The following is a 13,892-nucleotide window of genomic DNA, read 5'->3' as shown; positions in this document are numbered from 1 at the left end:
TTGGCATGTGCAGGAGCGCGGCGTGACCGCCACCGGACCGTCCGGCGACGAGCTGCTGCGCCTGCTGGCGGCGCTGGCGAATCCGCACCGGCTGCGGATCGTCGCGGCACTGCGCGCGGAACGCGCGTATGTCAGCCAGCTGGCGCGAGAGCTCGGCATCAGCCGGGCGCTGTTGCAGCTCCACCTGCGCAAACTGGAGGCGGCCGGGCTCGTTTCGGCCGCATTGGAGCTGTCGGAGGACGGGAAGGCGATGAAGTTCTACGAGGTGAAACCGTTCCTGGTCGAGCTGAGCCCGGACACCATCGCCGCCGCGGCGCCGACACTCAGCACACCGCCACCGGGTGACGAGGGGGAACGAGCGTGAACTGGCATCAATGGCAGGAGGTCGCCGGGCTGATCGGCATCTTCGTGTTCCTCACCGTGGTGATCACGGTGGTCGTGTGGCAGTTCGGCGCGACCATCCGGGCCAAGGGCGCGCTCGCGCGCGAACAGGAATACCGCAGGCTCGCCGAGAAGGCCGTCCAGGCGCAGGAAGAAACCGAACGCAAACTCACCGAACTCGACGGACGCCTCGCGGAGCTGCGAAAGAGCGTGGGCACGGTCGAACGGATCCTCAAGGAGGTCGACTGACCGGCCGGTGAAAGACCCTGGGCCGCCGAGCGGCAACTCGGCGGCCCAGGAAAGAAGAAGCAAAAACCTCGCCCGAGGCATCTCACTCCTTCACGCAAAGGACTGTAGTTCATGCTGCCCGAAAAGATCGCCGCGTGGTCCCTGCGGCATCGCGCGCTCACCCTCGCCGGCTGGGTCGCCCTCGTGGTCGTCGCCCTGCTGTCGGGAATGCTGCTGGACGGCGAAGGCCGCCGCGGCACCGATCCCGGCGAGTCCGGCCGCGCGCAGACAGCGCTGAACGCGCAAAGCACCTTCGACCCCTTACGCGAGAACGTCCTCGTCGCGGCGAAGGAGCCCGGCTCACCGCCGTTCGCCGCGAACGAAGAACTCCGGCGGGCGACCGAAGATCTGGTCACCACGCTCACCGGGTCCGGCGCCGTCACCGACCTCCGCTCGCCGCTGGACGCCGGCGGTGCCGAGCGGATCTCGGCCGATGGCGCGTCAGGGCTCGTCGGCTTCGCGATCGCGGGCGGGGAGAAGGACATCCGCCCGAATTTCGAGGCCGCCACCGCACAGGTGGACGCGGTCGCCGCCCGGCATCCCTCGGTCCGGCTGGGCCTGTCCGGGGATCTCAGCCTGTCGTCCGTGGTCGACAAGGGCATCCGGGAGGACGTCAAACGTTCGGAACTGCTTTCCCTGCCGCTGACCCTGGTGATCCTGCTGATCGTCTTCGGAGCGCTGGCCGCCGCGTCGGTCCCGCTGCTGCTGGCGGGCACGAGTGTCGCGGCGACGTTCGGCTTCCTCTCCGTCGTCGACGACTTCACCCCGATCAACGGCGCGACGACGGTGATCACCCTGCTCATCGGAATGGCGGTGGGCGTCGACTATTCGCTGTTCTTCCTCAGGCGGCAACGGGAAGAACGCGCGCGCGGCCACTCCGTCGACGGCGCGATCCTCATCGCGGCGCGGACCTCCGGGCATGTCGTTGTCGTCTCCGGCGTCACGGTCGTCCTGTGCGTGGGCGGGCTGGTGTTCACCGGTCTCGACAACTTCACCGGGCTCGCGATCAGCACGGCGTTCGTGGTCGGGCTGGCCGTACTCGGCGCGGTCACCGTGCTGCCGGCGCTGCTCTCCCTGCTGGGCGACAAGGTCGATCGCGGGCGGATTCCCTGGCTGGGCAAGCGGCGCACCGCCGCGGAGAACTCGCGGTTCTGGTCCGCGACGGCTCGCGTGGTCACCCGGCGGCCGGCGTTGTGGGGCGGGCTCGCGACCGCGCTGCTCCTCCTGCTCACGCTGCCCGCGCTCGGCATGCGCCTGCAGGATCCGACGCCGGCGGAGAGCCTGCCGCGCTCGATGGCGACGATCGACGCCGCTGTCCGCACCCAGGAAGCCTTTCCGGGAGTCGTTTACCCCGCCACGGTGGTACTGACGGCCGAGCGCGGCGGCCCGGTCGACAGCCCGGCGCTACGAGCGGCGATCACGGATCTCGAACGGCGGATCGGCGAATCCTCCGGTGTGCTGAACAAGCCGATCGCCGTCGGAGGCGTCGACCAGGCCGTGGTCGTCCGTGTCCCGCTGTCCGGCGCGGGCCGCGACGCGGAAGCCGACGCCGCGCTCGCGAAACTGCGCACCGAAGTACTCCCGGAGACGGTCGGCAAGGTGGACGGTGTCGAGTTCGCGGTGTCAGGCCGCACGGCGAGCGCCCGCGACTTCGCCGACCGGGTGATCGAGCGGATGCCGCTGGTCTTCGGGTTCGTCCTGCTCGCGGCGTTCTTGTTGCTGCTGCGGGCTTTCCGGTCCGTGCCGGTGGCGCTGGTGTCGATCGTGCTGAACCTGCTGTCGATCGGCGCGGCCTACGGCGTGCTCACCTGGATCTTCCAGGATGGCCATTTCGCTTCCCTGCTGGGCTTCACCCCGTACGGCGGGGTGGTGGGCTGGCTGCCGATGTTCATGTTCGTCCTGCTGCTCGGGCTGAGCATGGACTACCACATCTTCATCCTCAGCCGGATCCGCGAACGGCGGGCCGAAGGCGCCGTCACCGCGATCGTCCGCGGCACCGGCACGAGCGCGGGGGTGATCAGCGGGGCGGCGGTGATCATGGTCGGCGTGTTCAGCGTCTTCATCACGTTGAGCGCGATCGAGTACAAGATGATGGGCGTCGGGATGGCGGTCGCCGTCCTGATCGACGCCACCCTGATCCGCGGCGTGCTACTGCCCGCCTTCCTGGCGGCACTGGGAGAACGGGCCTGGCGGCGTGACCGTAAATCCGTGGCCCGCGAACGCGTCCCGGAACTATCGTCGCCGAATGCCTGACGCGCTCTTCGCCCACGCCCGGCTCGCACCGATCTACGACGCCTTCGACGGCGCTCGCGACGATCTGGAGCACTACCTCGACATCATCGGCGAACTCGGGGCGAAGAGAGTGCTCGACGTCGGCTGCGGCACCGGCTGCCTGGCCGTTCTCCTTGCCGCACGCGGGATGGAGGTCGTGGGAGTCGATCCCGCGGAGGCGTCACTGGAGGTCGCGAAGGCCAAAGACCCGGAAGGGAAGATCACCTGGATCCACGGCGACGCGAAAGCGGCGGGTGACGCCTGCGCCGATCTCGCGGTGATGACCGGGAACGTGGCCCAGGTCTTCCTGACCGACGGCGAATGGCGCCGGACGCTCGAAGGTATCCGTACCGCGCTGGTGCCCGGCGGTCACCTGGTCTTCGAGGTCCGGCGCCCCGGTCGCCGCGTGTGGGAGGACTGGGCCGCCGACACCGCGCACGACGTCATCGACGTCCCCGGCGTCGGCGATGTCGAGCAGTGGCGTGAGGTCACCGGGGTGAACCTCCCGTTCGTGTCGTTCCGGTACAGCTACCGGTTCCCCGACGGCGAGGTCGTCACCTCGGACTCGACGCTGTGGTTCCGCGAACGCGATGAACTGGAAGACTTGCTGGCGGAGCACGGGTTTCGCGTCCTGGACGTCCGGGACGCCCCGGATCGCCCAGGACGCGAGTACGTGTTCATCGCCCGGCGAGACTAGAGGATTTCGCCGTCCGGAACGGTTTTCGGCCCGGTGATCTTCACGTCGCCACGGACGACGACGCCCTTCCCGAAGGTGACGTCGCCGTCCACGGCGAGGCTCGTGCAGTCCTTGAGCGAAGGCGCGGAAGGGATACGCGCGTCGAAGTCCGGCAGGAGCTTGTAGAACTCCTTGCTCAGCGACACGACCGGCGGGGTGGTGGTGAACTCCGGGATCATCTCCCCGCTCTCGTCGAGCACGTACGCGTCGGACCGGACGACGAGCAGGTCGTCGGTGGTCTTGACCGGCGCGAACCGGGTCCGCGGGATTTCGATGGCCCGCGCGCCCTCGACTGAGCCGATCGCCGCGCCCATCGCCGTTTCGAGCTGGATCACCGGTGTGCTGGCCGCGTCCGCCGGATCGACGGTCTTCCGGTTCACGATCAGCGGCAGATGCGGCGCGGCCGGGTCGGCGTCCTGGAGGGCTTTCAGGCGTTCGAGGTCGATCCAGATGTTGTTGGTGTTGTAGAACCGCCATTTGCCGACATCGCCGAACGAGTCGTCGCCGTCGGGGACCTGCGCGGATTCACGCAGGACGATCCGGCCCGCGCGCCGCGCGAGGTGCCCGCCCTTGCGGTCGGCCGCGGTGCCGAGCACGGTCTCCATCGCGAACGGGATGTCCTCGGTCGCGAGCCACGCGGCGATCCGCGCGTCCGGCAGCGCGCCGAGGTTGTCGGCGTTGGACACGAAACACCAGCGGATGCCCTCCGCCAGCAGCGTTTCGAGCATCCCGCTCACCGCGAGCGCGATGTAGATGTCGCCGTGTCCCGGCGGGCACCATTCGAGTTCGGGGTTCGACGGCCATTCGGCGGGCCGCCCGTCGGCGGTGATCTTCGGTTCGCGGCCCTGCAGGAAGTCGGCAGGGATGACGTCGTCGGCGAGATCGGGATACTTCTTCAGCAACTCCAGCGAAGGTTCGCGGGTGCCCGCCGAATTCATCAGGATCAACGGGAGCCGTGCGTTGTACTTCTCGCGGGTCGAGAGCACCTGCATGGCGATGACGTCGAGGAACGTCTTGCCCGGCTTGATCTCCAGCAGCGACTTCGGCCCGGTGAGCCCCATGCTCGTGCCCAGCCCGCCGTTGAGCTTCAGCACGGCCGTGCGGTCCAGCACCCGGCGCGCTTCTTCGGCGTCCGGCTCGGGCAGGTCGACGAGCCTGCTGATGTCCTCGAGCGGTTCGAGTTCGTTTCCCAGCAATTGACCGGCGCCGGGTTCGGACAGCTGCTCGAGACGCCGCCGCAGGGCGGCCAGCTCCATGGCGTGGGCCCCCGCGGAACGCATTTTCGACAGCGTTTCGGCGAACTGATCGGACAGGTGCGCGTCAGAGCTCATTGTGCCCTTTCTGAACCACTGCGTCGGGGCGTCAGTGCCGTTGGTGAACCCGCGTCCGCGATCGACGTCGGCAGGACGCGGCCTCGTCATACCTGTCACGGTGACGAGCAGGGCGCCCTGCCACCGCGATAGCGGGGCCTGCGGCCGGGGCGGGTTCACGCTCAGGGTCACTTTCCCGGCTACGTCTCAGCTCCGCGAACAGGCGTCAGTCTATTACCGGGCGCGGCGCCAGGCCGCGCTCCGGGGTCAGTACCCCGGTCATGCGGACGTCATGCGGTTCCGCCGGCAATTCACGCACGAGTTCGGCGTCCCGGACGACGGCGATCAGCGCGGCACCCGGCGCGGCGAAGGAGAGCGACCGGTCGTAGTACCCGGCGCCCCTGCCGAGCCGGACCCCTTCGTCGTCGACGGCGAGCGCGGGGATCAGCGCCAGATCGGCCGTTCCCAGCGTGTCGGGACCGAGGCGGCGCCCGGTCGGTTCGAGCAGTCCCCGCAGCCTGCCGGGCCCGAGACTCGACGGGCCTTCGAACGCGGCCCACTCCAGCGGCCCCGGCGTGTCGGGAACGATCGGCAGCAGCACGCGTTTCCCCTGGTCGAGAAGTTGATCAAGCAGCGCCGTCGAACCCGGCTCGGTACCGAAGGGGACGTAGGCGCACAGGACTTCCCCCGGCAACCGGGCGGCCGCGGCGGCGAGCGCCACCGCCTCCCGCATCCGCACTTCCGACACCTGCGAACGTCGTTCGGCGGTTATCCGGGAACGCCACTCCGCTTTGCTCAGGTGTTCATTGCCAGGCTCGCCCACGTGGTCAGGTTAGGCTTCACGCCTATGACAGGCGCAGCGACCACCCCGGCGGCACGGACCACGAGGAGCTTGCCCGATCGGGCGATTTCCGCGGCTTCGGACCGCATCACTCCTGGTAACGGTGGTGAACTTCAGTTCACCGACGGGCCTTCATCGCGTGCCTGGTCGAACGAACGGATCGAGATCCCCCAGTCATGACGGAGCCCATCGCCGAAGCGGCCGAGACCGAAGACGCGGGACAGTTCCGTTCCGTCGAGGATCAGATCGCGCTGACCCTGGACGCCGCGGTGCGCCCGCGCCCGGTCCGGGTCGCCATCTCCGAGGCCCAAGGCCTCCTGTGCGCCGAAGAGGTCGTCGCCGAACACGCGCTGCCCGGTTTCGACCAGGCCGCCGTCGACGGCTACGCGGTACGAAGCGTCGACGTCCGCACCGCGGGCCAGGAGCCGGTGCAGCTGCCGGTGGTCGGCGAGATCGCCGCCGGTTCCCGCCAGCCGCGGCGGTTGCAGCCCGGCCAGGCCGTGCGGGTCGACACCGGCGCGCCGCTGCCGACGCTCGCCGACGCCGTCGTCCCGACCGCCTACACCGACGGTCACCAGGCCAAGGTCACCGTGCACAAATCCGTGCCGTCGGCGGCCTATGTGCGCCGGACCGGCGAGGACGTGCAGATCGGCGACGTCGCCGTGCGCAAGGGCGACACCATCGGCTCGGCACAGGTCGGCCTGCTCGCCGCGGTCGGCAGGGCGAAGGTCCTGGTCTACCCGCGGCCCCGGGTTTCGATCGTGTCCGTCGGCGACGAGCTGGTCGACATCGACCGCACCCCGTCGGTCGGGCAGGTCTACGACGTCAACTCCTATGCGCTGTCCGCGGCCGCACGGGACGCGGGCGCCGAGGTGAGCCGCGTCGGCATCGTCCCCGGCGACCCGAAACGCCTGCGGGAGGTCGTCGAAGGCCGCCTGCTGATGTCGGAGATCGTGGTCGTCGCGGGCGGCGCCGGCGGAAGCGCGGGCGACGAGGTGCACGCGGCACTGTCGGACCTCGGCCACATCGACATGACCCGCGTCGCCATGCACCCCGGTTCCGTACAGGGCTTCGGCAGGCTCGGCCCCGATTCGGTGCCGACGTTCCTCATCCCCGGCAACCCGATGAGCGCGCTGGTCGTGTTCGAGGTCCTGGTGCGCCCGCTGATCCGCGCCGCGCGCGGCACCCGCAACCCGCATCGCCGGATCGTCGGCGCGCGGCTGCTCTCCCCGATCACCTCGACCAAGGGACGCAAGGGTTTCCTGCGCGGCCAGCTGCTGCGCGACGAGGGCAACGGCGAGTATCTGGTGCAGCCGCTCGGCACCTCCGGCGCGCATCTGCTCGCATCGCTCGCCGAGGCGAACTGCCTGATCAACATCGACGAAGACCTCACCGAGGTCGCCGCGGGCGAGCAGGTCAAGGTGACCTTCCTGGCCCAGCGGGCGTAATGGGCGCACCGATTTCCGGCGTCGCGTATCCGATCGAGAGCAGGCATCCGGGCTGGCCCGCGAAGCTGGGCCCGCTCCGGGTGCCCGCCGGGATCCTCGCCGTCCGGCCGGTCCGGCTGCGGGACGCCGGCGACTGGAGCCGCGTCCGGCTGCGGGACCGCGAGCACCTCGAAATGTGGGAACCGACCGGCGTCGGGCCGTGGCCGGAGCGCAACGCGTATTGGTCGTGGCCGTCCCAATGGCTGGCCTTGCGCGGCCTCGCCCGGCGCGGGCAATGCCTCCCGTTCACCATCACGGTGGATGGACGCTTCGCCGGACAGATCACTGTGGGTAACGTCATCCGGGCGTCGCTCCGCTCCGCCTGGATCGGCTACTGGGTGTCGTCGGACATCGTCCGCGGCGGCGTCGCGACCGGCGCCGTCGCCCTCGTCACCGACCATGTCTTCGATTTCGGCGGGCTGCACCGGCTCGAGGCGACCGTCCGCCCCGAAAACACCCCCAGCCTGCGGGTTCTCGCCAAATCTGGCTATCGGCGAGAGGGACTTTTCGAGCGCTACCTCGATGTCGCGGGCGGCTGGCGGGACCATTTCTGCTACGCCGTCACCAAGGAGGAGACCGGTGACGGACTGGTCTCGCGGCTCGTCGCGAAGGGCCTCGCGGAGCGCGTTTGACCCCGTTACCGGGACGTTCCGGTGACCGCGTTACCACAAGCTGTGAGATTCACCTAATTTGGTGATGCATTTTCCGTGATCGGAACCGGCGAGTCTGCGCGGCGTGTGTGACTGTTGTGGCTAGCGTGACTACAGCAGTGGATCGGGGGAGGTGACGGGAGATGCCCAGTTCGGTGATCATCGTCGCGCTCGCAGCGGCATGGCTCGTCGTTCTCGTGCCCATGGTCGCCCGCAAGCGCCAGCAGGTCGCACGGACGACGGACTCGGCCTTGGCGGCGCGAGTCGTGCGGAGCGGGAGCACACGCCACGAGGGACCGGAGGAGTTCGCGATGGCGGAGAACACGGAACCATCGGTAGAAGACGACCTGGCGGAACTCGAGGCGGAACTCGACGCCGACCTCGAAGACGAGGCACCGGAGGCCGAGCCGCTTCCCCAGCCCTCGCGCACGGCCCGGCCCGAAAGAGAACGCCAAAGCACCGGCTACCGGCCAGGCCGGGGCGGATTCGACCCGGAGGCGGCCGACATCGCCGCGCGCGCCAAGTACGCGTTCCGGCAGCGGATCGTCATCGCCCTCCTGGTGCTGGTGGTCACCACCGCGGCCGTCGCCGGCTTCCTGACCCCGACGGTCTGGTGGGCCAACGGTGTCGTCGACGCCGTCCTCATCGGCTACCTCGTGTACCTGCGCCGCCAGGTCCGCATCGAGAACGAGATCCGGCAGCGCCGCCTCGCCCGCTTCAACAGCACCCGCGCCCCGCGCCGCCCGGCGGTCGAGGACGACGAAACCCACGAGTCCCCTGAGGACATCGAGGTCGTCGCCACCGAACGCCCGGCCGTCGTGGAACGCAAGCCGTCCCCGATGTCCCGCCTGCGGCGCCAAGCCGTCGTCGTCGACATCGACGACGAGGACCCGGCCTTCCACGAGCTCGACGAGCCCGGGACCAGGCCTTTCCGCCGGGCCTCCGGAGAGTGACCCCCCTTGTTGGGAGCTCCATGAGCCACTGATAGGCTCACGGAGCTCCCAACAAGGGGCAAGCTTCACCAGGGGCTGTAGCGCAGTTGGTAGCGCGTCTCGTTCGCATCGAGAAGGTCAGGGGTTCGATTCCCCTCAGCTCCACCCTGGAGGTCTTACTAGAACAAGTGCCTGAATGAAGGCCGCGAAGTAGGACCGCTACGCCTGAAGGCGAGCAAGGACCACCCGCATCGCGGGTGGTCCTTTTGTTTGTGCCCTCCGCGCTGGTCGCTGCGATCCGCTGAGCTTGGATGGCGTGGAGCTCGCCGAAGGGCTCACGGAGCTCACCGTCTGTGATCTTGTCGTCTTCGATGTAGAGAGCCCCACACCGACCCGCCCACCACGGCGCCGTCGTCGACCGCGGCTCAGGCCCAGCAGGTGCCCGCGGACCTGGCGGCGCCGGACCCGCTCCCGCCACCCCTTGGCACCAGCCGCTTCCGGAGGTGACCCCATGAAGATCGCCGTTGCCGCTGTCGCGGCCATCATCGCCGTGCTGGACGGCGTGGAGTCGCGCGAAGGCCTGCCGTGGAGTGGCGTCGTGGAACTCAGCGATTCAGAGGTACTGCGTGTTCGGCGGGAGCCCGCAGAGAGAGCGGCCGTACAGTTCGAAATTGGTGTTCGGGTGCATCAGGCCGTGCAGGCTGAACGCGTGTATATCGCGCCGGATCCGCTGGATCGGCTTGGACAGCTTGATCGAGGAGCCCCCGCTCGCGGATGCCAGCACGTCGACGGCCTCCTCGACCAGCCGCACGAGTCGGCCGAGACGTCCGCGGTTGTGCATCCGCTCCTCGAGTGTCCACGCCTCGTCCGCTGCGCCCTTCTGGTCGAGGACAGTGGCCATCTTCCAGGCGTAGTACTCCGCTTCCTCGAGCTTCAACGCCGCCTCGGCGACCTCGAAGTGTGTGACCGGAGCCTCGCTCTGGAGGCTGTAGTCGGTGAACGTGATCGGCCGGCCCGACAGGTTCCGGTGGAACTCGGCCAGCGCCGCTCGGCCCATCCCTATCGCCACGCCGATGAACCCCGCCGCACCGGTCGGGATCATCGGGGTGCGGAACACGGGCGAGGCGGCGTTGAGCTCGGACGCGTACTGCTCCTGGAGCACCGACACCATCGGTAGCGTGCGCTCTCGCGGGACGTACAAGTTCTCGGCCATCGTGTCGACGCTGCCGGTGGCGGCGAAGCCCGACGTGTGCCAGTCATCGTCGATCGTCAGCTCCGACATCGGCACCAGCGCGGCCACTGGCCACTGGCTGCCGTCCGGGGCCGGGGCCATCGCCATGATGGCCTGCCAGTGGCTGCGCCGCGCGCCGCTCACGAAATGCCAGCGCCCGTTGACGACCAGTCCGTCCCCGGCCTCGGTCGCGACCCCCGTCGGGCTCAGCGAGACGCAGATCCGCGTGGCGGACGTGGCGAACACCTCGTCCTGCACGTGGTCGGGGAACGCCGCGGCCAACCAGTCACCGATCGCCCACGCCGCCGTGTTCCAGCCCGCCGACGGGTCGGCCGCCGAGATGATCGACACGATGTCGCCCGTGTCGAGCGCGCTCGTCTCGTGGCCGCCGTAGCGCTGCGGCCGGCGCAAGTCGAACAGGCCTGCTTCGGCGAGCGCCTCGACCACCTCGTCGTCCAGGGTGCGGTTCTGCTCCGCCGACAGCGCCTTCGACTCGATCAGCGGCACCAGGTCCTCGGCCCGCTTACGAAGCTCGTCCGCCGACAGTATGGCGTATCCGGACAAGGCGTCCTCCAAATATGTATGTCGCCGTCGCTGCCTCACTCGCACGTTCGCAACGACGATCCCAGGCCGCCGGTGCTCGATCGTCTCCTCCTTTGCGCACCGGGAGTCCGTGGCGCCGGAGGCCGAGCAACCGTGAAGACGCGGGCGCTGCCATCCATGACCACGATGTACCTCGGGTCTCAACGGCTCCCGGACGGGGGACGCGGGGACCACCCATACCCCCGGCTGAGGAAAGGTGGCCTCGATGCGGCCCTATCGGATCGACATACCCGATTCCGAGATCGCGGACCTACGCGCGCGAATCGCCTCGACCCGCTGGCCGGCCGCGGTGTCGGTCCCGGGCTGGGAGCGCGGCGTCCCCGGTGACTACCTCCGTGAGCTCGCCACGTACTGGCAGTCCACCTACGACTGGCGAGCAGCGGAACGGGAACTGAACCGGCACCCTCAGTTCATCACGGAGATCGACGGCGCCGACGTCCATTTCATGCACATCACCTCGGCGGAGCCGGGCGCGACGCCGCTGCTGCTCACCCACGGCTGGCCTGGCTCGATCGTCGAGTTCCTGGACGTCATCGGTCCGCTCACCGACCCCCGCGCCAACGGCCTCGACCCTGCCCTGGCGTTCCACCTGGTCATTCCGTCCATCCCCGGGCACGGTTTCTCCGGTCCGGTCACCGAGCCCGGCTGGGACGTCCAGCGTGTCGCCGGGGCATGGGCAGAGCTGATGCGGCGCCTCGGCTACGACTCGTACGTCACCGCGGGTGGGGACTGGGGTTCGATCATCTCCCTCGAGCTCAGCCGCCTCGCACCCGAACGAGTCCGGGGTGCGTACCTGTCGATGCTGCTGACCCTGCCCTCCGGCGATCCGGAGGAGCTGTCGCAGCTCGGCGAATCGGACTTCGCCCGCCTCGCCGAGCTGGGCCGGTTCGACGCCGAGCTGTCGGGTTACATGAAGGTGCAGACGACCCGTCCGCTCACCATCGGGTACGGCCTCACGGATTCTCCGGTGGGACAGCTCGCGTGGATCGTCGAGAAGTTCCACGACTGGAACAAGGCGGTCAAGACGCCGGAGGAGGAGGTCGGACGTGACCGGCTGCTGACCAACGCCACCCTCTACTGGCTGACCGGAACCGCCACGTCGTCCGCTCAGTTCTACTACGAGTCCGCCGCGACCCTCGGCAAGATGTTCACTCCCGGCGCGGCACCGGACCCGGTCACCGTCCCGATCGGCGTCGCGGTCTTCGGGCAGGATCCCGGGCTCCCGATCCGGTCGCTCGCCGAGCGTGACTACTCCACCATCACCCACTGGTCGGAGTTCGACCAGGGCGGCCACTTCGCCGCGATGGAGCAGCCGAAACTGTACGTCGGCGACCTGCGGACCTTCGTGGGTTCACTGGACAGCAGGAGGTAGCCGGAAGTCGAAGGACGGCCTCGCCGGCATGTCGAGGCCGTCTTCGTGTCAGCAGGGGGTTCTTTCGAGGAGCACAAGCATGTACGACTACGTCATCGTGGGCGCCGGTTCGGCCGGCGCCGTGCTCGCCACCCGGCTGAGCGAAGACCCCGACGTCCGCGTCTGCCTGGTCGAGGCCGGCGGCCGGGACACGGCCGAGGACATCCACGTACCGGTCGGCTTCGGCCGGCTGTTCCGCACCGACTTCGACTGGGACCACGACACCCACGCGGAGCCGCACCTGCGGCGCCGGCGCGTCTACCTCGGGCACGGCAGGGTCCTCGGCGGGTCCAGCGCCACCAACAACATGATCTACGTCCGCGGCAACCGCCTCGACTTCGACGGCTGGGGACAGCCGGGCTGGAGCTACGCCGACCTTCTCCCCTGTTTCCTGCGCGCGGAGGACAACGAGCGAGGCGAGTCGGAGTTCCACGCCACCGGCGGCCCGCTGCGGGTCTCCGACGGCCGCTCGAAGAACCCGATGTCGGCCGCCTTCGTCGAAGCGGCCACGCAGGCGGGGTACAAGCGCACCGAGGACTTCAACGGTGCCGAGCAGGACGGCTTCGGCGAGTTCCAGGTCACCCAGCGCGACGGCCGTCGCGAGAGCACCGCCACCGCCTACCTGCACCCCGCCGCCGCCCGGCCGAACCTCACCGTCGAGACCGACCTGCGGGTACACCGCGTGCTGGTCGAAGCCGGCCGCGCGGTCGGGGTCACCGGTGGGCGCCACGGCGAGGAAGTCACCGTCCGCGCCGAGCGAGAGGTCATCGTCTCCGCCGGGGCCTACAACTCCCCGCACCTGCTACAGCTGTCCGGGATCGGGCCGGCCGCGCTGCTGGGCGCGCTCGGTGTGCCGGTGGTCGCGGACCTGCCTGCCGTCGGCGCCAACCTGCAGGACCACGCGCTGATCCCGCTCGTCTACACCCACGAGCACCCGATCAGCCTGCTCGCCGCCGGCACGCCGGAGAACGTCGCGAGGTACATGGAGTCCGCGAGCGGACCGCTCACCTCGAACGGTCCGGAAGCCGGCGGGTTCATCCGCACCCGGTCGACGCTGACCGCACCGGACGTCGAGTTCCTCGCCGCGCCGGTGATGTTCGCCGACGGCGGCCTGGGCTCACCGACCGGGCACGCGGTGACGTTCGGCCCGAGCATGCTCACTCCGCTCAGCCGCGGCACCGTGTCGCTCGCCTCGCCACAACCGACGGCGAAGCCGAAGATCGTGCACAACTACTTCGCCGAGCCCGAAGACCTGGCCGCCGCGGTCGACGCGCTGCGGATCGCGCTCGAGATCGCCGACCAGACCGCCCTGGCACCGTATACGACGACGCCGCACACCGTGCCCGCCTCCGAGTCGGACGCGGACCTACGGGCCCACATCCGCGCGTACGCGCATTCGACGTATCACCCGGCAGGCACCTGTGCGATCGGCACGGTGGTCGACCCGCAGCTGCGCGTACACGGCATCGACGGCCTCCGCGTCGCCGACGCCTCCGTGATGCCCACCGGCGTGCGCGGCAACCCCAACGCCGCCGTGATCGCCATCGCGGAACGGGCGGCCGAACTGATCCGCGAAACCGCACGATAGGAGATGCGCCGGCGGCCGCCTCGCCCGACGATGTCGGGGAGGCCGCCGGTGAACCGGTTTCCGAATATCAGGGAAACCGGGAAAAGGAAACGGACGACGACCCGCGCGGAAACGCGCGCAGCCGCGATTTTCCGGGTTCCGTTGGTTTCAGGCGGATCAGGAT

At 69.4% G+C, this 13,892-nt stretch carries 12 protein-coding genes and 1 tRNA gene; 10 read left to right on the top strand and 3 right to left on the bottom strand.

Translation table 11 applies throughout. The features are described 5' to 3' along the window. Window positions 1–22 precede the first annotated feature (22 nt). From LCL61_RS12385 to LCL61_RS12370, 4 genes are all read left to right on the top strand, one after another. Window positions 23–364, top strand: coding sequence for a winged helix-turn-helix domain-containing protein (locus tag LCL61_RS12385; protein ID WP_340686974.1), 342 nt, complete (start codon window positions 23–25; stop codon window positions 362–364). Continuing rightward, the gene (locus tag LCL61_RS12380; RefSeq protein WP_340686973.1) at window positions 361–630 is read left to right on the top strand and encodes a hypothetical protein; all 270 of its coding nucleotides are present in this window, start codon (window positions 361–363) and stop codon (window positions 628–630) included. Before LCL61_RS12385 ends, LCL61_RS12380 begins: the two co-directional genes overlap by 4 nt. 111 nt (window positions 631–741) lie before the next feature. Beyond that, window positions 742–2,922, top strand: a complete 2,181-nt coding sequence (locus LCL61_RS12375; RefSeq protein ID WP_340686972.1) for an MMPL family transporter — start codon at window positions 742–744, stop codon at window positions 2,920–2,922. Continuing rightward, complete coding sequence (locus LCL61_RS12370; RefSeq protein WP_340686971.1) at window positions 2,915–3,637, top strand: class I SAM-dependent methyltransferase; 723 nt, start codon at window positions 2,915–2,917, stop codon at window positions 3,635–3,637. The genes LCL61_RS12375 and LCL61_RS12370 overlap by 8 nt, the downstream gene beginning before the upstream one ends. Here LCL61_RS12370 and LCL61_RS12365 read toward each other — a convergent pair. After that, window positions 3,634–5,007: a UTP--glucose-1-phosphate uridylyltransferase gene (locus LCL61_RS12365; protein WP_340686970.1), complete on the bottom strand. Its 1,374-nt coding sequence runs from the start codon at window positions 5,005–5,007 to the stop codon at window positions 3,634–3,636. The genes LCL61_RS12370 and LCL61_RS12365 overlap by 4 nt on opposite strands. A 205-nt stretch (window positions 5,008–5,212) precedes the next feature. Next, entirely contained in the window at window positions 5,213–5,734 is a 522-nt protein-coding gene (locus LCL61_RS12360; protein WP_340686969.1) for a 5-formyltetrahydrofolate cyclo-ligase, read from the bottom strand. Window positions 5,735–6,003: 269 nt separating this feature from the next. Here LCL61_RS12360 and glp point away from each other — a divergent pair, with 269 nt between their 5' ends. The 4 genes from glp (at window position 6,004) to LCL61_RS12340 (ending at window position 9,061) form a co-directional block, all read left to right on the top strand. Then, entirely contained in the window at window positions 6,004–7,275 is a 1,272-nt protein-coding gene (gene glp, locus LCL61_RS12355) for a gephyrin-like molybdotransferase Glp (RefSeq protein WP_126736878.1), read from the top strand. After that, complete coding sequence (locus tag LCL61_RS12350; protein WP_340686968.1) at window positions 7,275–7,946, top strand: GNAT family protein; 672 nt, start codon at window positions 7,275–7,277, stop codon at window positions 7,944–7,946. The genes glp and LCL61_RS12350 overlap by 1 nt, the downstream gene beginning before the upstream one ends. A 161-nt stretch (window positions 7,947–8,107) precedes the next feature. Continuing rightward, a complete protein-coding gene (gene glpR / locus LCL61_RS12345) occupies window positions 8,108–8,917 on the top strand; it encodes a gephyrin-like molybdotransferase receptor GlpR (RefSeq protein WP_340686967.1) in 810 nt (269 codons plus the stop codon). A 71-nt stretch (window positions 8,918–8,988) separates the two neighbouring features. After that, a tRNA-Ala gene (locus LCL61_RS12340) sits at window positions 8,989–9,061 on the top strand. A gap of 448 nt (window positions 9,062–9,509) precedes the next feature. On the opposite strand, the gene LCL61_RS12335 is transcribed toward LCL61_RS12340, so the two are convergent. Further along, the gene (locus LCL61_RS12335) at window positions 9,510–10,691 is read right to left on the bottom strand and encodes an acyl-CoA dehydrogenase family protein (RefSeq protein WP_340686966.1); all 1,182 of its coding nucleotides are present in this window, start codon (window positions 10,689–10,691) and stop codon (window positions 9,510–9,512) included. 244 nt (window positions 10,692–10,935) lie between these two features. Here LCL61_RS12335 and LCL61_RS12330 point away from each other — a divergent pair, with 244 nt between their 5' ends. Both LCL61_RS12330 and LCL61_RS12325 read left to right on the top strand, forming a co-directional pair. Further along, on the top strand, window positions 10,936–12,102 hold the full coding sequence (locus LCL61_RS12330; RefSeq protein ID WP_340686965.1) for an epoxide hydrolase family protein: 1,167 nt from the start codon (window positions 10,936–10,938) through the stop codon (window positions 12,100–12,102). A gap of 79 nt (window positions 12,103–12,181) precedes the next feature. Further along, a complete protein-coding gene (locus LCL61_RS12325) occupies window positions 12,182–13,729 on the top strand; it encodes a GMC family oxidoreductase (protein ID WP_340686964.1) in 1,548 nt (515 codons plus the stop codon). Window positions 13,730–13,892 lie beyond the last annotated feature (163 nt).

This window comes from Amycolatopsis coloradensis, assembly GCF_037997115.1.
Classification (GTDB): Bacteria; Actinomycetota; Actinomycetes; order Mycobacteriales; family Pseudonocardiaceae; genus Amycolatopsis; species Amycolatopsis coloradensis_A.
The sequence above is the reverse complement of the archived record's forward strand: the minus strand, read 5'-3'. Positions and strand labels throughout refer to the sequence as shown.

Bases quoted from the DNA above. Each gene is read 5' to 3' on its own strand.
- LCL61_RS12375 (WP_340686972.1), top strand. From the start codon at position 742: ATGCTGCCCGAAAAGATCGCCGCGTGGTCCCTGCGGCATCGCGCGCTC.
- LCL61_RS12370 (WP_340686971.1), top strand. From the start codon at position 2,915: ATGCCTGACGCGCTCTTCGCCCACGCCCGGCTCGCACCGATCTACGAC.
- LCL61_RS12365 (WP_340686970.1), bottom strand. From the start codon at position 5,007: ATGAGCTCTGACGCGCACCTGTCCGATCAGTTCGCCGAAACGCTGTCG.
- glp (WP_126736878.1), top strand. From the start codon at position 6,004: ATGACGGAGCCCATCGCCGAAGCGGCCGAGACCGAAGACGCGGGACAG.
- LCL61_RS12350 (WP_340686968.1), top strand. From the start codon at position 7,275: ATGGGCGCACCGATTTCCGGCGTCGCGTATCCGATCGAGAGCAGGCAT.
- glpR (WP_340686967.1), top strand. From the start codon at position 8,108: ATGCCCAGTTCGGTGATCATCGTCGCGCTCGCAGCGGCATGGCTCGTC.
- LCL61_RS12330 (WP_340686965.1), top strand. From the start codon at position 10,936: ATGCGGCCCTATCGGATCGACATACCCGATTCCGAGATCGCGGACCTA.
- LCL61_RS12325 (WP_340686964.1), top strand. From the start codon at position 12,182: ATGTACGACTACGTCATCGTGGGCGCCGGTTCGGCCGGCGCCGTGCTC.